This window comes from Trinickia sp. LjRoot230, from assembly GCF_964253315.1.
Lineage (GTDB): Bacteria > Pseudomonadota > Gammaproteobacteria > Burkholderiales > Burkholderiaceae > Trinickia.
Window position 1 is genome coordinate 3,455,709 of sequence record NZ_CAXUQX020000001.1, and the last position, 17,692, is coordinate 3,473,400.

The 17,692-nt window shown below is 62.2% G+C and carries 15 protein-coding genes; 9 read left to right on the top strand and 6 right to left on the bottom strand.

Features of this window, described 5'->3' with window-relative positions; all coding sequences use genetic code 11:
- Nucleotides 1–64: 64 nt before the first annotated feature.
- The 3 genes from ACSQ20_RS15740 to purN are packed head-to-tail and all read right to left on the bottom strand — an operon-like array spanning nt 65 to nt 3,612.
- Nucleotides 65–1,489, bottom strand: a complete 1,425-nt coding sequence (locus ACSQ20_RS15740) for a mechanosensitive ion channel family protein (RefSeq protein WP_436021513.1) — start codon at nt 1,487–1,489, stop codon at nt 65–67.
- Nucleotides 1,490–1,533: 44 nt separating this feature from the next.
- Nucleotides 1,534–2,967 carry an RsmB/NOP family class I SAM-dependent RNA methyltransferase gene (locus ACSQ20_RS15745; protein ID WP_436021515.1) on the bottom strand — a complete coding sequence of 478 codons (1,434 nt, stop codon included), beginning with the start codon at nt 2,965–2,967 and terminating at the stop codon, nt 1,534–1,536.
- A 12-nt stretch (nt 2,968–2,979) separates the two neighbouring features.
- Nucleotides 2,980–3,612 carry a phosphoribosylglycinamide formyltransferase gene (purN, locus tag ACSQ20_RS15750; protein ID WP_436021517.1) on the bottom strand — a complete coding sequence of 211 codons (633 nt, stop codon included), beginning with the start codon at nt 3,610–3,612 and terminating at the stop codon, nt 2,980–2,982.
- Between the two features lie 155 nt (nt 3,613–3,767).
- On the opposite strand from purN, the gene ACSQ20_RS15755 reads away from it, so the two are divergent.
- The 6 genes from ACSQ20_RS15755 to dut all read left to right on the top strand — a co-directional run bounded on the left by ACSQ20_RS15755 (nt 3,768) and on the right by dut (nt 11,155).
- Nucleotides 3,768–4,781, top strand: a complete 1,014-nt coding sequence (locus ACSQ20_RS15755) for a bifunctional riboflavin kinase/FAD synthetase (protein ID WP_436021519.1) — start codon at nt 3,768–3,770, stop codon at nt 4,779–4,781.
- Between the two features lie 121 nt (nt 4,782–4,902).
- Entirely contained in the window at nt 4,903–7,740 is a 2,838-nt protein-coding gene (gene ileS, locus ACSQ20_RS15760) for an isoleucine--tRNA ligase (protein ID WP_436021521.1), read from the top strand.
- On the top strand, nt 7,740–8,240 hold the full coding sequence (gene lspA, locus ACSQ20_RS15765; RefSeq protein WP_436021523.1) for a signal peptidase II: 501 nt from the start codon (nt 7,740–7,742) through the stop codon (nt 8,238–8,240). Before ileS ends, lspA begins: the two co-directional genes overlap by 1 nt.
- Before the next feature lie 64 nt (nt 8,241–8,304).
- The gene (gene coaBC / locus ACSQ20_RS15770) at nt 8,305–9,549 is read left to right on the top strand and encodes a bifunctional phosphopantothenoylcysteine decarboxylase/phosphopantothenate--cysteine ligase CoaBC (protein WP_436021525.1); all 1,245 of its coding nucleotides are present in this window, start codon (nt 8,305–8,307) and stop codon (nt 9,547–9,549) included.
- A gap of 75 nt (nt 9,550–9,624) precedes the next feature.
- On the top strand, nt 9,625–10,662 hold the full coding sequence (locus ACSQ20_RS15775; protein ID WP_436021527.1) for an LLM class flavin-dependent oxidoreductase: 1,038 nt from the start codon (nt 9,625–9,627) through the stop codon (nt 10,660–10,662).
- 46 nt (nt 10,663–10,708) lie between these two features.
- Entirely contained in the window at nt 10,709–11,155 is a 447-nt protein-coding gene (gene dut, locus ACSQ20_RS15780; RefSeq protein ID WP_436021529.1) for a dUTP diphosphatase, read from the top strand.
- Nucleotides 11,156–11,280: 125 nt separating this feature from the next.
- On the opposite strand, the gene clpA is transcribed toward dut, so the two are convergent.
- Both clpA and clpS read right to left on the bottom strand, forming a co-directional pair.
- Complete coding sequence (gene clpA / locus ACSQ20_RS15785) at nt 11,281–13,578, bottom strand: ATP-dependent Clp protease ATP-binding subunit ClpA (protein ID WP_436021531.1); 2,298 nt, start codon at nt 13,576–13,578, stop codon at nt 11,281–11,283.
- On the bottom strand, nt 13,575–13,889 hold the full coding sequence (gene clpS / locus ACSQ20_RS15790; RefSeq protein WP_436021533.1) for an ATP-dependent Clp protease adapter ClpS: 315 nt from the start codon (nt 13,887–13,889) through the stop codon (nt 13,575–13,577). The genes clpA and clpS overlap by 4 nt, the downstream gene beginning before the upstream one ends.
- A gap of 560 nt (nt 13,890–14,449) precedes the next feature.
- Here clpS and ACSQ20_RS15795 point away from each other — a divergent pair.
- Complete coding sequence (locus ACSQ20_RS15795) at nt 14,450–14,656, top strand: cold-shock protein (protein ID WP_007180614.1); 207 nt, start codon at nt 14,450–14,452, stop codon at nt 14,654–14,656.
- Between the two features lie 340 nt (nt 14,657–14,996).
- Here ACSQ20_RS15795 and icd read toward each other — a convergent pair whose 3' ends face one another.
- Nucleotides 14,997–16,250, bottom strand: a complete 1,254-nt coding sequence (gene icd / locus ACSQ20_RS15800; RefSeq protein ID WP_436021535.1) for an NADP-dependent isocitrate dehydrogenase — start codon at nt 16,248–16,250, stop codon at nt 14,997–14,999.
- A 283-nt stretch (nt 16,251–16,533) separates the two neighbouring features.
- Here icd and ACSQ20_RS15805 point away from each other — a divergent pair, with 283 nt between their 5' ends.
- Nucleotides 16,534–17,106: a pseudouridine synthase gene (locus tag ACSQ20_RS15805; RefSeq protein WP_436021537.1), complete on the top strand. Its 573-nt coding sequence runs from the start codon at nt 16,534–16,536 to the stop codon at nt 17,104–17,106.
- Between the two features lie 369 nt (nt 17,107–17,475).
- Nucleotides 17,476–17,682 carry a hypothetical protein gene (locus ACSQ20_RS15810; protein ID WP_436021539.1) on the top strand — a complete coding sequence of 69 codons (207 nt, stop codon included), beginning with the start codon at nt 17,476–17,478 and terminating at the stop codon, nt 17,680–17,682.
- Nucleotides 17,683–17,692: the final 10 nt, after the last annotated feature.

Consider the following 17,692-nt stretch of genomic DNA (forward strand, 5'->3'; position numbering starts at 1 on the left):
CGTGGGCGCGTGCGCGGGTAATGCGCGCGTCACGCGGCGTTTCGCCGCACCCGTGCGGGCGCGCTCACGAAGCGTCGTGTGCGAGATCCGTGCCCAGTTCGACGACCTGCGCAGGCGGTGACGCCGCAACGCCCTCGTTCGCCGCTGCAGGCACCGCTGCGGCTGTGGTGGCCGTTGCAGCTGTGGCCGCGGCGACAGGCAAGGCGCCGACGATGCGCACATCGCGCGTCGGATAGGGGATCGCCACGCCATGCTCGGAAAAGAGACGCCAGATGTTGCGGTTCACCGTCGAGCGCACGCCGGCCGTGCCCTTTGCCGCGTCCTCGACCCAATAACCGAGCTCCAGATTGATGCCGTCGGCGCCGAACGAGACGAAATACGGCGTGGGCGCCGGTTCCTCGAGCACGCGCTCGACGCCGCGCGCCGCCTCGGCCAACAACGCCATCGCCTTTTCGATATCGGAATCGTAGGCCACTTGCACCGCCGCCTTCGCGTAGCCGCGCGTCAGAAACGACGAATGGTTCTGCACGACGTCGGTGATCAGCTTCTCGTTCGGAACCAGCGTCTCGATACCGTCGAGGCCGCGCACGGTCGTGTAGCGCGTGCTGATTTGCGTCACGATACCCTGGAGCCCGCCCACATTGATGGTGTCGCCGATCCGCAGCGAGCGGTCGATCAAGATGATGAACCCGGAGACGTAGTTGCTCGCGATTTTCTGCAAGCCGATACCGAGACCGACACCGAGCGCGCCGCCGAATACGCCGAGCACGGTAATGTCGATGCCGACCATCGAGAAGCTCGCGAGCACCGACACCAGCACCAGCATCGCTCGGCCCGTGCGTGCCAGCACGACCTTGAGATTCGCGTCGATCGAGCGTGCCCGCATGATGCGATCTTCCAACACCGAGCCGAGCCACATGGCTACGATCAGCGTCGCGCAGACCCACAAAATGCCGGTGGACAGCGACAAGAGCGACATCCGCTCGTTGGCCACGCGAAAGCGCACAGAGGCCATCCAGTGGAGCACGTCGTCATGGATGCCGAGCACCGTGAGCACCATGCCGACCCATACCGCCACGCTCACCATTTTTTCGGCGATGGAAAGCCACGCATGCGCCTGCCCATTGCGATTGAAAACGCGCCGGGCGATGAAGAAGACGATATAGATGAGGGCGATGCCGAAGAGCGGCACGAGTGCGAGGTCGAGCAGCGAAGTCGACATGTAATCGGCGAGGACCGCCTGCTCAGCCCACACCAAGCCGCCGCCCAGCAGCGGAAACAGCGCCTTGTGCAGACTCTCCGCACCGAAGCGCGCGGCTTCATGGCGAGCACTTCGACGCTTGTCGAGCAGACGGCGTACGAGGCGCGCGAAGAGCCAGGCCACGAGCAGCGCGCCGACCAGCGCGAGCGCCTGCCAGATCATCACAGGTTGACCGAAATCGCGAACGAGGCCCGCGAGCATACGCGAAAGAATGTGACTTTGTGTCATCTCAATGGACTCCCTCCCACAAGCGGCGGCCGGGCGCCTTAGCTTTAGTTCGTGCGCTCGAGCACGGCGGCGAAAAAGCCGTCCGTTGCGTGACGATGCGGCCACAGCGCGAAATAGTCACCCATCTCGATGTCGATGCGCTGCTCGGCGAGCACGGTGCCGGCGGGCACGAGCACGAAGTTCGGGTGCTCCGCCAAAAACTGCACGACGATCGCCTCGTTTTCCGCCTCGAGCAAACTGCAGGTTGCGTAGACGAGCCGGCCGCCCTGCTTCACGAGACGCGCCGCGCTCGCCAGAATCGACGCTTGTTTCGGTGCGAGCTCGCCGACCGAAGCGGCGCTTTGCCGCCACTTCAGATCGGGGTTGCGCCGCAGCGTTCCAAGGCCGCTGCACGGCGCGTCGACGAGCACGCGGTCGATCTTGCCGGCCAGGCGCTTGATCTTCGCATCGTGCTCGCTGTCAATCAACACGGGGTGCACGTTCGACAATCCGCTGCGCGCCAAGCGCGGCTTGAGCTTGGACAGGCGCCGATCGGAGACGTCGAGCGCATAGAGCCGGCCTGTCGAGCGCATCGCCGCGCCCAGGGCGAGCGTCTTGCCACCCGCGCCCGCGCAAAAATCGACGATCATCTCGCCGCGCCGGGGGGCGACCAGCGAGCACAGCAACTGGCTACCCTCGTCCTGCACTTCCACCCAGCCGTCCTCGAATACGGCGAGTTTCGTCAGCGCGGGCTTGCCCGCCACCCTTACGCCGAGTGGCGCGAACGGTGTCTCACCGGCCTCGACGCCAGCTTCTGCAAGCGCCGCCAGCACTTGCTCGCGGCTCGCTTTGAGCGGATTCACGCGCAAATCGAGCGGCGCCGGGTAATTCAGTGCCGCAGCGAGCTGTGTCAGCTCTTCGCCCGAAAACCGTTTCGCGAGCGCTTCGACGATCCAGTCTGGCAGATTTGTGCGGACCCGCAACGGCAGACTCGTGGGATCGATCTTCGATACGTGCTCGAGCCAAGCGTTTTCGTCGTCGGAAAGAAACGGCCGCAGCGCGGAACGGCCGACCGTTTGCATCAAGCCCAGCAGCGCAAGACGCCGCGCCGGCCCGCCTGTGCCGCTTTCGGCCAAATGCGCAAACTCCATCCGGCGCCGCAGCACCGCGAACACCGCCTCGGCAATGACCCCGCGCTCGTTATGACCAAGCTTCGGATGGGCACGAAAAAAGCGGCTCGTCGTGGCGTCGGCCGGGCCGGTGAACTTGAGAACCTCGGCAATCAGCGTCTCGGTTTGGCCAATCAAAAAGCCGTGCACGCTGCCAGACTCACGCGAACGCGGCGGTGCCCCAGGCGGGCGCCGGGATGACGGCCGTAACGGCGATTGCGGCTTGGCTTGCTTCGAATGGCTGCTTTTCGCGTGCTTGGCGCTTTTGGCGGTGTTCGTGTGGTTCGTGCTCTTGGCGTTTTTAGTATTTTTCGTGTTGTTGGTTTTCATTGTGGCCCCGGGTTATTCAGTGAAGAGCCACTGCGGCTCCGGCGGCGTCACCATGACGCGCATGCCTTCAATTGCAAGCCGCCCCTCGACGAACCAGCGCACCGCTCGCGGATAAATGATGTGCTCGCACGCCAGTATGCGCGACGCAAGCCGCGCGGCATCGTCGCCCTGCATGACCGGCACGGCGGCCTGCACGACGATGGGCCCGTGATCGAGCTGCGGCGTCACGAAATGCACGGTGGCGCCGTGCAGCGTCACACCCGCGTCAAGCGCCCGCTGATGCGTCTTCAACCCTGGAAAGCTCGGCAAGAGCGACGGATGCACATTCAGCATGCGGCCGGCGTAGCGCTCGACAAACCCCGTGGTCAGCACGCGCATGAAGCCGGCGAGCACGATCAGATCGGGGGCGAAGTGGTCAAGCTGCTCGGCCAGTGCGGCATCGAACGCGTCGCGCTCGGGAAAATCGAGGTAATCGACGACGGCCGTCGCGATACCTGCTTGCGCCGCGAATGCAAGGCCCGCCGCGTCGGGCCGATTCGCGATAACGGCCGCGATACGGGCGGGCCAAGCCTCATGCGAGCAGGCACGGACGATCGCTTCCATGTTGCTGCCCCGCCCGGAAATCAAAATTACGATGTTTTTCATCCGGCGATTTTATCATCCGGGGCTCCACGCTTCGTTCAGGCCCGGCCTTCGAGCCGCCGTCATCCGCGCGAACGTTTATAATCTCCTGCTTTGCGGCGTCCGTCAGGCCGTCGCTTCGACCTTTCGGCCTTCGCGCCGCCTACCCGACGGTTATCGTGAGAGTCTTCCGCGGTCTTCCCAACGCCGAAAGCCGCGCGCCTTGCGCGCTGACGATCGGCAACTTCGATGGTGTCCACCGCGGCCACCAGGCGCTGCTTGCGCGCGCGCGGCAAGCCGCGCACGCACGCGGGTTACCGCTTTGCGTGATGACTTTCGAGCCGCATCCGCGTGAATTTTTTGATCCGGCCGGCGCGCCGCCGCGCATCGCCATGCTGCGCGACAAGCTCGAGGCGCTCAGGATGAACGGAGTCGATCGTATCGTCGTCGAGCATTTCAACCGCACGTTCGCCAGCCAATCGCCCGATACCTTCGTCGAACGCATCATCGTCGGCGGCTTGCACGCGCGCTGGGTGTTGATCGGCGACGACTTCCGCTACGGTGCGAAACGAGCGGGCGATTTCGCGTCGCTCGCCGCCGCCGGCGAACGCCATGGCTTCGAGGTCGAGCAGATGGCAACCGTGGCCGACCCCACCGGCGCCCGCATCTCGAGCTCGGCCGTGCGCGCCGCACTCATCGCGGGCGACCTCGACGCCGCGCGCGTCGCGCTCGGGCGCGACTATCTGATCAGCGGGCATGTGGTGCACGGGCTCGAGCTCGGGCGCGACCTCGGCTTCCCGACGCTGAACCTGCCCATTTCGCACAAGCGTCCCGCGCTGGCCGGTATTTTCATCGTTCGCGTACATGGCGTCGAAGCTGACCCGCTGCCCGGCGTCGCGAGCCTGGGGCTGCGACCAACCGTCGACGACTCCGGCCGCGTGCTGCTCGAAGTGCATTTGCTCGACTGGCACGGCGACGCGTATGGCAAACTCGTGCGCGTCGAATTTTTGAAGAAGCTGCGCGACGAGGAAAAATTCGCCGATCTCGAAACGCTGACGGCGGCGATCGGTCGCGACGTGGCCCATGCGCGCGCCTACTTCGATGCGGCGGGTGGTGTGCGTCTGGCGGCCCCCGGCGCGCCAGGAAGCAGCGCAACGGGGTTTTCCACATCGGCCACCGATCGAATTCGTTAGACAGCCAGCACCGAGCGCCCTGCCACCAGGCAGGATGCGCGGCAGCGTCATGCCGCACGTTCATCCGACACCATGAAGGGCGCTGCCGCCGGCGGCGCCCACCGTTTTCAGCGATTTCACCATGAGCGACAAGAAAGCCGATTCGAAGTCCCAGGCCAAATATCCGGTCAATTTGCTGGACACGCCGTTTCCGATGCGCGCAGACCTGCCCAAGCGCGAGCCGTTGCGCGTGAAGGAGTGGGAGGACACGCGGGTCTACGATAAAATCCGCGCCGCCCGCGCCGGCCAGCCGCGCTTCGTGCTGCACGACGGCCCGCCGTACGCGAACGGCGACATCCATCTGGGCCACGCGGTCAACAAGATTCTGAAGGACATCATCGTCAAGTCGCGCAACATGGCGCGCTTCGATGCCGCCTACGTACCGGGCTGGGATTGCCATGGCATGCCGATCGAAATCCAGATCGAAAAGCAGTTCGGCAAATCGCTGCCGGCCGCCGAGGTGCAGCGCAAAGCACGCGCCTATGCCACCGGGCAAATCGAAAAGCAAAAGGCGGGCTTTAAACGGCTCGGCGTGCTGGGCGATTGGGACAACCCCTACAAAACGATGAATTTCTCGAACGAGGCCGCCGAAATCCGGGCGCTCGGCAAGATTCTCGAAAAGGGTTACGTGTTCCGCGGCCTCAAGCCCGTGAACTGGTGTTTCGACTGCGGCTCGGCGCTGGCCGAAGCCGAGGTCGAGTACAAGGATCGCGTGGACCCGTCCATCAGCGTGCTGTTTCGCTTCGCGGAAGAAGGCAAAGTCGCGCAGGCGTTCGGCGTCAAACTGCCGGCGCACGATGAAGGCGGCGTCGTGATCTGGACAACCACGCCGTGGACCATTCCGGCGAACCAGGCGCTCAACGTGCATCCCGAGGTGGTCTACGCGCTGGTGCGCACGCCGCGCGGTCATTTGATCCTGGCGCAGGAGCGTGTCGAGGCCTGCCTCACGCAATTCGAACTCACAGGCGAAGTCGTTGCAACAGCGCCGGGCGCGGCGCTCGCGGATCTGCGCTTTCATCATCCGCTCGCCTCGGCGCATCCGGGCTACAAGCGCACCTCCCCCATCTACCTGGGCGACTACGTGACAACCGATACCGGCACCGGCATCGTTCACTCGTCGCCCGCATACGGCGTGGAGGATTTCCAGTCCTGCAAGGCCCACGGGCTAGCCGACTCCGACATCCTGAACCCCGTCATGGGCGATGGCCGCTATATCGAATCGTTGCCGCTGTTCGGCGGGCTCTCGATCTGGGCCGCCAACGCGAAGGTCGACGAGGCGCTCGACGCCGCTGGCACGCTGTTGCATACGGAAAAGTACCCGCACAGCTATATGCATTGCTGGCGCCACAAGACGCCGGTCATCTTCCGCGCCACCTCGCAATGGTTCGCCGGCATGGACGTCACACCGAAAAGCGGCGGCGCCACATTGCGCGAAACGGCGCTCGCCGGTGTCGAGGCCACCGCGTTTTATCCGTCGTGGGGCAAGCAGCGGCTTTACAGCATGATTGCGAACCGGCCGGACTGGACGTTGTCGCGTCAACGGCAATGGGGCGTGCCGATGGCATTTTTCGTTCACAAGGAAACGGGCGAACTGCATCCGCGCACGCTGGAATTGATCGAAGAAGTGGCCAAGCGCGTGGAGCTTGGCGGTATCGAAGCATGGCAAGCGCTCGATGCAAGCGAGTTGCTCGGCGACGACGCCAATCTCTACGAAAAGAACCGCGATACGCTCGACGTTTGGTTCGATTCAGGCACGACGCACTGGCACGTGCTGCGCGGCTCGCACAAGGATGTCTCGGCGTTTCCCGCCGACCTTTACCTCGAAGGCTCCGACCAGCACCGCGGCTGGTTCCATTCGTCGCTGCTGACGGGCGCGATGCTCGATGGCCGCGCGCCGTACCGTGCGCTGCTCACGCATGGCTTTACCGTCGACGGCGAAGGCCGCAAGATGAGCAAGTCGCTCGGCAACGGCATTGACCCGCATGATGTCGCGAACCGGCTCGGTGCCGAAATCATTCGGCTGTGGATCGCCTCGACCGACTACTCGGGCGAACTTGCGATCTCCGAGGAAATTCTCAAGCGTGTGACGGAAAGCTATCGTCGCATTCGCAACACGTTGCGCTTTTTACTCGCGAACCTGTCCGACTTCGACTTTGCGCGTGACGCCCGCCCAGTCGACGAATGGCTCGAGATCGATCGCTATGCCGTGGCATTGTCGGCCAATCTGCAGCGCGACATCCTCGCCCATTACGAGACATACGAGTTTCATCCGGTCGTGGCCAAGCTGATGACGTACTGCTCGGAAGACCTCGGCGGCTTTTATCTCGACGTGCTGAAAGACCGCCTTTACACGAGCGCGGCCGATTCGCGCGCGCGCCGTTCGGCACAAACCGCGCTTTACCACATCGCGCAGGGTTTGCTGCGCGTGATGGCCCCGTTCCTGTCGTTCACGGCCGAGGAAGCCTGGCACGTGTTCCAGCCTGAACGCGATACGATTTTCACTGAGACGTACTATACATATCCGGATGTGCCGGACAGCGAGGCGCTGCTTGGCAAATGGACACTGTTGCGCGCTGTGCGCAGCAACGTGACGAAGGCGCTCGAAGATGCGCGCGCCGCCAATCGGATCGGCTCGTCGTTACAAGCTGAAGTAACGCTGCGCGCAAGCGGCGCCGCCTATGATGCACTGGCCAGCCTCGGCGAAGACCTCAAGTTCGTGTTCATTACCTCGGCGGCAACGGTGACGCAGGTCGAGGCCGAGTCCGACGAAAGCGTTGAGGTCGACGCATCGAAGTACCTGAAATGCGAGCGCTGCTGGCATTACCGTGCCGATGTGGGCGCACACGCCGAGCATCCCACGTTGTGCGGCCGGTGCTTCTCCAATCTCTTCGGCGATGGCGAAACCAGGAGCGCCGCATAATGGCCAAAACGCGCTCGCTCCCCGCAAACACGACGCTCGCGCCATGGCTCGGGATCGCGCTCATCGTGATTCTGTTCGATCAATTGACGAAGATCGCGGTGATGAAGGTGTTCGCCTATGCGACCCCGTACACGCTGACGCCGTTTTTCAATTTGTTCGTCGTATTCAATCGCGGCGCCGCGTTCAGCTTTCTGGCTGCCGCGAACGGCTGGCAACGTTGGGCGTTTACCGCGCTCGGCGTGGCGGCCGCGTTCGTCATCGTTTATCTGCTCAAGCGTCACGGCAGCCAGCGGCTCTTTTGCACCGCGCTTTCGCTGATCATGGGCGGCGCGCTCGGCAACGTGATCGATCGGCTCGCCTATGGGCACGTGATCGATTTTCTCGACTTTCACGTCGGCCGCTGGCATTGGCCCGCCTTCAATCTGGCCGACAGCGCCATCGTAATCGGTGCAATATTGCTGGTACTGGACGAATTGCGGCGCGTGCGCGGCGCACGGTAAGCGTCGTGCCGCGGGCCGGGCGGCACCGCCCGGGCATGTGATGGGATCGGAGGCAACGTTGGCAATGGCAAAACCCGCAGAACCTGCTGAACCGGCTCAATCCGCGGCACTGGCAGGCAAACACCTGATGCTGGGCATGACGGGCGGCATCGCCTGTTACAAGATCGCCGAACTCACGCGGCTGCTCACGAAGGCGGGCGCGACCGTACAGATCGCGATGACCGAGGCAGCCACGCAATTCATCACGCCGGTGACGATGCAAGCGCTGTCCGGGCGCCCGGTCTACACGAGCCAGTGGGACGCGCGCATCGGCAACAACATGGCGCATATCGATCTGTCGCGCGAGGCGCAGGCCATCGTCATCGCCCCCGCTTCGGCTGATTTTCTCGCCAAGCTCGCTCACGGAATGGCCGACGACCTCCTTTCGACGCTGTGCCTCGCGCGCGAGTGCGAACTGCTCGTCGTGCCCGCGATGAACCGTCAGATGTGGTCGAATTCCGCCACGCAGCGCAACGTCGCGCAATTGCGTGCCGACGGGGTGCATGTGCTCGGGCCCGATTCGGGCGCGCAAGCCTGCGGCGAAGTGGGGGACGGCCGCATGCTCGAGCCGCATGCCACGTTTGAGGCCATCGCGTCGTTTTTCCAGCCGAAGGTGCTTGCTGGCCGCCGTGTGCTGATCACCGCGGGGCCCACCTTCGAGCCCATCGACCCGGTGCGCGGCATCACGAACCGCTCGAGCGGCAAGATGGGCTTTGCACTGGCGCGTGCCGCGCAACAAGCGGGCGCCGACGTGCGGCTCGTCGCAGGTCCGGTGTCATTGCCCACGCCTTGGGGCGTCGTTCGCGAAGACGTCGAAACCGCACAGCAGATGTATGACGCCGTCGTCCAATCAGCGAATGACTGCGATGTCTTTATCGCGGTGGCCGCCGTGGCCGACTGGCGCGTGGATCAAGCAAGCAGCCAGAAGATCAAGAAGACGGCCGAGCGCGGTGCACCCTCGCTCTCGTTTGTCGAAAACCCCGATATTCTCGCGACCATCGCCGCGCTGCCAAGCCCGCCGTACTGCGTCGGCTTCGCGGCCGAAAGCGGTGAACTCGAAACGCATGGCGAGGAAAAACGTCTGCGAAAAAAGCTTCCGCTGCTGATCGGCAACCTCGGCCCGCAGACGTTCGGCCGAAACGACAACGAGGTAGTGCTGTTCGACAACAACGGCCTCACACGGATGCCGCGCATGGACAAGGACGCGCTCGCTGCGACGCTCGTGCGCGAGATCGCTCGGCGGCTGCCCGACACGAGTCTGATTTCCTGACGAACGAATGCGCGACACGGGTATAGCGATCTGCAGCGTTCGCGCGATATCGCCCCTTCCGAAAGCGGTGCTGCCATGACGCTACTTTCCGTTCTCGATCAAACACCGGTAATCGACGGCCACACCGCAGCCGACGCCATCGCGGCAACCATCGAGTTGGCCCAATTGGCCGACGACCTCGGCTACACGCGCTACTGGTGCGCCGAACACCACGGCCTGCTCGCGGTCTCGAACCCCAGCCCCGAAGTCATGCTCGCGCGGCTCGGCAGCGTGACGAAGCGCATTCGCATCGGCTCAGGCGGCATCATGCTGCCCTACTACAGCGCGTTCAAAGTGGCCGAGCAATTCCTGATGCTGGAAGCACTGTTTCCGAATCGAATCGATCTTGGCGTCGGGCGCGCACCGGGCGGCGATATGCGCACGGCGCAGGCCGTCGCCGCCGGCGTCTACAATCGGGGCGAAATTTTTGCCGAACAAGTCACCGATCTCGTCGCGCTGATGAACGGAACGCTGCCGTCGGACCACCCAGCGTACGGTGTCGTGCTGCAACCGCAAGTCGCCACACGGCCGCAACTGTGGATGCTGGGTTCGAGCGACTTCGGCGGCCGGCTCGCTGCCCAGCTCGGCATGCGTTTCGCGTTTGCCCATTTCATCAACGCGCATTTTGGGCACACGGTGGGCCATGACTACCGCGAACGATTCGCGCCCGGGCAGGAGGCGAAGCCCTACCTTGCAGCCGCGGTATTCGCCATCTGCGCCGATACCGAGGAAGAGGCAATAGCGCTCGAAAAAGCGGTCGATCTGCGGCGCGTGCAAATGGCCTACGGGATGAATCTGCCGATCCCCTCGGTGATACAAGGGCAAGGCGCCGCGCAGCAATACGATGAACGCGAGCGGCTTGTGATTGAACGAGAAAAAGCACGTAGCGTGATCGGCACGCCGCAGACGGTAACCGAGCGCTTGCTTGAACTGCGAGACCGGTTCGGCGCTGACGAGTTGATTGTGCTCACGGTCGCCGGCAGCTATCGCGCGCGTTTGCGTTCTTACGAATTGCTCGCTCAGGCGTTCGAGCTTGGGCGTGCTCCCCAACCGAGGCCGGCCAACCCCAATTGATGTGCTGCGCGCCCCGTCCTTCTTCTTTTAGCCACTTCCGATCCGAATGAAACTCGATCTCAAGATTCTCGACGCACGCCTGCGCGAACAGCTTCCCGCCTATGCGACGCCCGGCAGCGCAGGGCTCGACCTGCGCGCCTGCCTCGACAAACCGCTTGCACTCGAACCCGGCCAGACCGTGCTCGTGCCGACCGGCCTCGCCATCCATATCGGCGACGCGGGCTTTGCGGCGTTAATTCTGCCGCGCTCGGGCCTCGGCCATAAGCACGGTATCGTGCTGGGCAATCTGGTCGGCTTGATCGATTCCGACTACCAGGGCGAGCTGATGGTGTCGACCTGGAACCGTGGGCACAACACCTTTACGATCAACCCTATGGAACGTCTCGCGCAATTGGTCGTCGTGCCGGTTGTGCAAGCGCATTTCAACGTCGTGGACGAATTTCCAATCTCCGAACGCGGTGCAGGCGGCTTCGGTAGCACCGGCAAACACTGACGGCGTACGCGTTCGGCCGCAGTCAGGGCCGGGGCCGCACAAATAAAAAGCGCGGGACGAAACCCGCGCTTTTTTGCTGCCTGCTCCCACGCCGCTACAGCGTTCCAGCCTTCGCTGAACCGACGTTACTCGACCTCCACCGTTTCGGGGCTCGGACTGCGAGGCGCCCCGTTTTCGTCGAAGGTAAGCTGAACGGTATCGCGCTCGTCGACATCGACCGTCACACGACCACCGTTCATCAGTTTGCCAAACAGCAGTTCGTCGGCCAGCGCGCGCCGGATCGTGTCTTGAATCAAGCGCTGCATCGGCCGCGCGCCCATCAGCGGATCGAAACCGTGCTTGGCCAGATGCTGGCGCAGCGCATCCGTAAAGACCGCATCGACTTTCTTCTCGTGCAGTTGATCTTCGAGCTGCATCAGGAACTTGTCGACCACACGCATGATGATTTCTTCATCCAGCGAGCGGAAGCTGATGGTGGCGTCGAGCCGGTTACGGAACTCGGGCGTAAACATCCGTTTGATGTCGGCCATTTCATCGCCCGTTTCGCGGCGCGAGGTGAAGCCGATCGTTCCCTTTTGCATCGACTCCGCACCCGCATTCGTCGTCATGATGATGATGACGTTGCGGAAATCGGCTTTGCGTCCGTTGTTATCGGTCAACGTACCGTGGTCCATGACCTGCAGCAGCACGTTGAAGATATCGGGGTGCGCCTTTTCGATTTCGTCGAGCAACAGCACGCAGTGCGGCTTTTTCGTGACGGCCTCGGTCAACAGCCCGCCCTGGTCGAAGCCGACGTACCCCGGCGGCGCGCCGATCAAGCGGCTCACCGCATGGCGCTCCATGTATTCCGACATGTCGAAGCGGAGCAACTCGATGCCGAGCGTGAAGGCAAGTTGCCGCGCCACTTCGGTCTTGCCGACACCAGTCGGCCCCGAGAACAGGAATGCGCCGATCGGCTTGTCGGTCTTACCGAGCCCCGCGCGTGCCATCTTGATGGCAGCGGAAAGGGCATCGATGGCGGGATCCTGGCCGAACACCACCGCCTTGAGGTCGCGATCGAGCGTTTGCAGCTTGCTGCGATCGTCCTGCGAAACGCTTTGCGCCGGCACGCGTGCGATCTTCGCGATGATTTCCTCGATCTCGCCCTTGCCGATCGTCTTTTTCTGCTTCGACTTCGGCAAAATGCGCTGCGCGGCACCCGCTTCGTCGATCACGTCGATCGCCTTGTCAGGCAGGTGGCGATCCGTGATGAAACGCGCCGACAACTCGGCTGCCGCGGAAAGCGCCCCCGACGAATATTTCACGCCGTGATGCTCTTCGAAGCGCGACTTGAGCCCGCGCAGGATGGCCACGGTCTGCTCGACCGTCGGCTCCGTCACATCGATCTTCTGGAAACGCCGCGACAGCGCCGCATCTTTTTCGAAGATGCCGCGATATTCGGTGAAGGTCGTCGCACCGATGCATTTGAGCGTGCCCGAAGACAACGCCGGTTTCAGCAGATTCGACGCGTCGAGCGTGCCGCCCGAGGCGGCGCCTGCGCCGATCAGCGTATGAATTTCGTCGATGAACAAGATCGCGTGCGGACGCTCCTTGAGCTCCTTGAGCACCGTTTTGAGGCGTTGCTCGAAGTCGCCGCGGTACTTGGTGCCCGCCAGTAGCGCGCCCATGTCAAGCGAGTACACCTGCGCATCGGCCAGGATGTCCGGCACTTCGCCGCGGGTAATGCGCCAAGCGAGCCCTTCCGCGATGGCCGTCTTACCGACGCCCGCTTCGCCTACCAGCAGCGGATTGTTCTTGCGCCGGCGGCAAAGCACCTGAACGACGCGCTCGACTTCGGGCTCGCGCCCGATGAGCGGATCGATCCGGCCGTCTTTCGCCATCTGATTCAGGTTCTGCGTGAACTGCGCGAGCGGTGTTTCCTTTTGCGACGCCGCGTCTTCCGACTCGGGGCTGGTATCGCCTGCCTTCGCCGCATCGCTGCTGTTCGTCTTCGCGATCCCGTGCGAGATGAAGTTGACGACATCGAGCCGCGTCACGCCCTGCTGCTGCAGGTAGTAGACCGCGTGCGAATCTTTTTCGCCGAAGATCGCCACGAGCACGTTGGCGCCCGTCACTTCCTTCTTGCCGTTGGACGTCGACTGCACGTGCATGATCGCGCGTTGGATCACACGCTGAAAACCCAGCGTGGGCTGCGTGTCGACGTCGTCGGTGCCAGGCACCGTCGGCGTGTTGTCGTGAATGAAGTTGCGCAGGTTCTGCCGCAGATCTTCAATGTTGGCTGCGCACGCGCGCAACACTTCCGCGGCTGTGGGATTGTCCAGCAACGCCAGCAAAAGATGTTCGACGGTGATGAACTCATGCCGTGCCTGGCGCGCTTCCATGAACGCCATATGCAAGCTGACTTCCAGTTCCTGGGCAATCATGCTTCCTCCATCACGCACTGCAGCGGATGCCCTGCCTGCCGTGCGTGCGTAACAACCTGCTCGACCTTGGTCGACGCGATATCTCGCGTATAGACCCCACAAATACCCCGCCCTTCGCGATGAACCTTGAGCATGATCTGCGTCGCAGTCTCTCGATCCTTATTGAAATATTCCTGCACGATCATCACGACAAATTCCATTGGCGTGAAATCGTCATTCAACAGCACTACCTTATACATGGACGGTGGTTTCAGCTCCTTTTCCTGCCGCTCGATGACCGTGCCGTCCTGCCTGTCCGGGATAATCGCCATACACCCATTCTAAACAACTCGGTGAGCCCCGCAATCCTGCAAAAACCCGACCGACCCGTGGTTGATCGCACCGCGACGGTGCGCCGCTTGCATGCACCGCGCACTTTGCGCGAACCCACTGCTGCCGATATGCCTTGCGCATCAACTTCCCGCACCATACGGCCAGCAGCCTGTCCGAGTGTATCGCACAACGCGTGCCGGGCCGCAGGTCCTCGCGCTCGTAAAGACTGCCGCCACACGTATCGCCCCGAACGCTCTTCCCATGTGCGTCGATTATGCGACTTTTCAAGTGAACACGCTTGCGCCAACGCACAGATGAGGAGCGGTAAAAACCCTCAAATTGCGCACTCGATACAACGCTCCAGGATGTCTCAAAATTCACTTGACACTTCTTTAAAGAGGTTCAACAATCAAGCTGGCACTTTTTTCAGCTGGCTGCAACAAGTGCAAGTACGAAAAAATGCCGAGGTGAGCTAGTGCGGAGGGGACGGCTGCATCACGCGGCTGTCGAGCTTTTCGAGCGTGCTCGTGGTAGGACATGAGTTACAGGGGAAGTTGGTATGGCAACAGGTACGGTCAAATGGTTCAACGACGCGAAAGGCTTCGGATTCATCACGCCCGATGAAGGCGGCGAGGATTTGTTTGCGCATTTCTCGGCCATCCAGATGAACGGTTTCAAGACGCTCAAGGAAGGTCAGAAAGTTACGTTCGAGGTCGTGCAAGGACCTAAGGGCAAGCAGGCGTCGAACATCCAGGCTCCTGCCTGAGATCGCTCGATCGCAATGCCTTGAAAAACCCGGCCTCGGCCGGGTTTTTTTTCGCCCCTCAGGCTCAGCATCCATGAATCGATTTTGCACCGCCTTTTTACCGATTCATTGCGCCATGTCACAAAAACGGTCGGTTTGCGCAACTTTCGAAAAATTCGATTTGAACGCAGCCATCGAACAATCGGCGCGTCATTCGCGAATTAGCGTGGCTATAGACGAAGAGTTGCCGACAATGGCATTTGACGCGGGAAAAAAAACACCCCGCACGCGTCTGAGCGCCGGGGGTGTCGTGTACCACTCGCGTACCACTGAGGGCGGCGATACTGCGCCGCCCGCGCACTTACATGTTTTCGATCAGCACCTGACCGAAACCGGAGCACGAGACCTGCGTTGCCCCTTCCATCAGCCGCGCGAAGTCATACGTGACGCGTTTTTGCAAAATCGATTTTTCCATCGACGAAATGATTACGTCCGCCGCTTCGGTCCAGCCAAGGTGGCGCAGCATCATTTCCGCCGACAGAATCTCGGACCCCGGATTGACGTAGTCCTTACCCGCGTATTTCGGCGCCGTGCCGTGCGTCGCTTCGAACATCGCAACCGAATCCGACAGGTTCGCACCCGGCGCGATGCCAATACCGCCGACTTGCGCGGCCAGTGCGTCGGAGACGTAATCGCCGTTCAGGTTCAGCGTGGCGATGACATCGTATTCGGCCGGACGCAGCAGGATCTGCTGAAGGAAGGCATCGGCGATTACGTCCTTCACGACGATCTCGTTGCCCTTCGGGCTTTTGATCTTCATCCACGGGCCGCCGTCGATCAACTCCGCGCCGAATTCCTTTTGGGCAAGCGCATAACCGTAATCGCGGAACGCGCCTTCCGTGTACTTCATGATGTTGCCCTTGTGCACGAGCGTGACGGACCGGCGATCGTTATCGATTGCGTATTGAATAGCCTTGCGTACGAGACGCTCCGTTCCTTCGCGCGACACGGGCTTGATGCCGATGCCCGACGTTTCCGGGAAACGGATTTTTTTCACGCCCATTTCGTCGCGCAGGAATTTGATGACCTTCTTCGCCTGCTCGGATTCCGCCGCCCACTCGATGCCCGCGTAAATGTCTTCCGAGTTTTCGCGGAAGATCACCATGTTCGTCTTCTCGGGCTCGCGCACCGGCGAGGGCACACCCTTGAAATACTGCACCGGACGCAAACAGACGTACAGGTCCAACTCCTGGCGCAGCGCGACGTTGAGCGAACGGATGCCGCCGCCGACCGGCGTCGTGAGCGGGCCCTTGATCGAAACGACGTACTCCTTGAGCACCTGCAGCGTTTCCTCGGGCAGCCATACGTCGGGGCCGTACACCTTCGTGGCCTTCTCCCCCGCGTAGATTTCCATCCAGTGGATCTTGCGCTTGCCGCCGTACGCCTTCTCGACCGCCGCGTCGACCACCTTGATCATGACGGGCGTGATATCGAAGCCCGTGCCGTCGCCTTCGATATAAGGAATGATCGGCTGATCCGAAACGTTGAGCGAATAGTCCGCGTTGACGGTGATTTTGTCACCGCCGGTCGGAACCTTGATGTGCTGATACGGCATGATCGACTCCAGTGTTGGCTGTGCAGGTGAAAAGCGAAGCTGAAACGGCGGAAGCGGACGCTGCTCGTGCGCTCGTGTTCTGTCTGGCCGCGTTCGGCTCGCTGCGAATGTTCGGTACGCTTGGGCGATGCCGCGCAAATACAGCTGGCCCGGTATTCTAGCCCACGTCGCTCAGATATGGCGCCGCGCGCGACACTCTGTTGTCTTATATAAGACACAAGACATGCTGTTCCGTATTATGCATTAAGATCCCGCCATTTGCCATAGATGCCGCCGCCGTCGCATGCGCCTCATTGCTCTTAACAAGCCGTTCGGCACCATCTGCCAATTCTCGCCGCACGAGACGCGCAACTCGCTTGCCGATTGGGTCAAGGTGCCCGGCGTTTATCCGGCGGGTCGGCTCGACGCCGACAGCGAAGGCCTGCTGCTGCTGACCGACGACGGCGCGTTGCAGGCACGTATCTCGGAGCCGCGGCACAAGCTCGTCAAGCGCTACTGGGCGCAAGTCGAAGGGGTGCCGGATGACGCCACCCTCGCCCGGCTCGCACGTGGCATCGATCTGGGCGACTACGTCACACAGCCGTGCCGCGCGCAAGCGATCGACGTGCCTGCCACGCTGTGGCCGCGCGTGCCGGCGGTACGCTACCGGGCGGCCATTCCCACCTCATGGATCGAACTTGCGTTGAGCGAAGGCAAGAACCGTCAGGTCCGCCGCATGACGGCGGCGCTCGGGTTTCCGACGTTACGCCTCGTGCGCGTCGGTATTGGCGCACTCGACCTGTTCGCGCTCGGCCTGGCGCCCGGTGAATGGCAGGCGCTGCCGCCGCGCGCGCCTTGGGATGGCGCTACCGGCTAAGTGTCTGTCACGACAGACACTTTTCGGCATATCGCCGAGCCGTGCCGCACCGATTCCGCATCAACGGGCAGCGCCTATCGGCAGTCACAAGTAACTAAAGTAACTAAACGCAAATCGGCGCGAAATGGGTCAACCGTGTCGCGCGCTCATCCGTTATTCGACGCAGATGCCGCCCGAAGCTGTCCGGCATTCGCGCAAAAAGGTCTCGTCACCCCGCTGTTGGCAAGCTGGAAGCGGGTACCGGGCGCTGGCAGACGCATCGACGAATTATTCGATGCAGCTGTCAACCGAAAGGTGGATGGCACGTTTACCGACATGACTCATTGACCGGGTCATTTGGTTAATTAACTAAAGCTGAGGATTTACGACATGAAAAAACTGATCGCTGCTCTGGTCGCTGGCCTGTTCGCAACGGCTGCTTTCGCACAAGCTTCGGCAACGGATGCGGCTTCGGCTCCCGCTGCTGCTCCGGCTGCTGCTGCTTCGGCTCCTGCCAAGAAGGCAATGAAGAAGTCGCACAAGAAGTCGCACAAGAAGGCTGCTAAGGCAGAGGCCGCTTCGGGCGCTTCGGAGTAAGTTAGTTGTA

Coding starts and splice junctions, on each gene's coding strand:
- ACSQ20_RS15745 (WP_436021515.1), bottom strand. CDS start 2,967: ATGAAAACCAACAACACGAAAAATACTAAAAACGCCAAGAGCACGAAC.
- clpA (WP_436021531.1), bottom strand. CDS start 13,578: ATGATTGCCCAGGAACTGGAAGTCAGCTTGCATATGGCGTTCATGGAA.
- dut (WP_436021529.1), top strand. CDS start 10,709: ATGAAACTCGATCTCAAGATTCTCGACGCACGCCTGCGCGAACAGCTT.
- ACSQ20_RS15775 (WP_436021527.1), top strand. CDS start 9,625: ATGACGCTACTTTCCGTTCTCGATCAAACACCGGTAATCGACGGCCAC.
- coaBC (WP_436021525.1), top strand. CDS start 8,305: ATGGCAAAACCCGCAGAACCTGCTGAACCGGCTCAATCCGCGGCACTG.
- ACSQ20_RS15810 (WP_436021539.1), top strand. CDS start 17,476: ATGAAAAAACTGATCGCTGCTCTGGTCGCTGGCCTGTTCGCAACGGCT.
- ACSQ20_RS15795 (WP_007180614.1), top strand. CDS start 14,450: ATGGCAACAGGTACGGTCAAATGGTTCAACGACGCGAAAGGCTTCGGA.
- clpS (WP_436021533.1), bottom strand. CDS start 13,889: ATGGCGATTATCCCGGACAGGCAGGACGGCACGGTCATCGAGCGGCAG.
- ACSQ20_RS15805 (WP_436021537.1), top strand. CDS start 16,534: ATGCGCCTCATTGCTCTTAACAAGCCGTTCGGCACCATCTGCCAATTC.
- purN (WP_436021517.1), bottom strand. CDS start 3,612: ATGAAAAACATCGTAATTTTGATTTCCGGGCGGGGCAGCAACATGGAA.
- lspA (WP_436021523.1), top strand. CDS start 7,740: ATGGCCAAAACGCGCTCGCTCCCCGCAAACACGACGCTCGCGCCATGG.
- ACSQ20_RS15740 (WP_436021513.1), bottom strand. CDS start 1,489: ATGACACAAAGTCACATTCTTTCGCGTATGCTCGCGGGCCTCGTTCGC.
- ileS (WP_436021521.1), top strand. CDS start 4,903: ATGAGCGACAAGAAAGCCGATTCGAAGTCCCAGGCCAAATATCCGGTC.
- icd (WP_436021535.1), bottom strand. CDS start 16,250: ATGCCGTATCAGCACATCAAGGTTCCGACCGGCGGTGACAAAATCACC.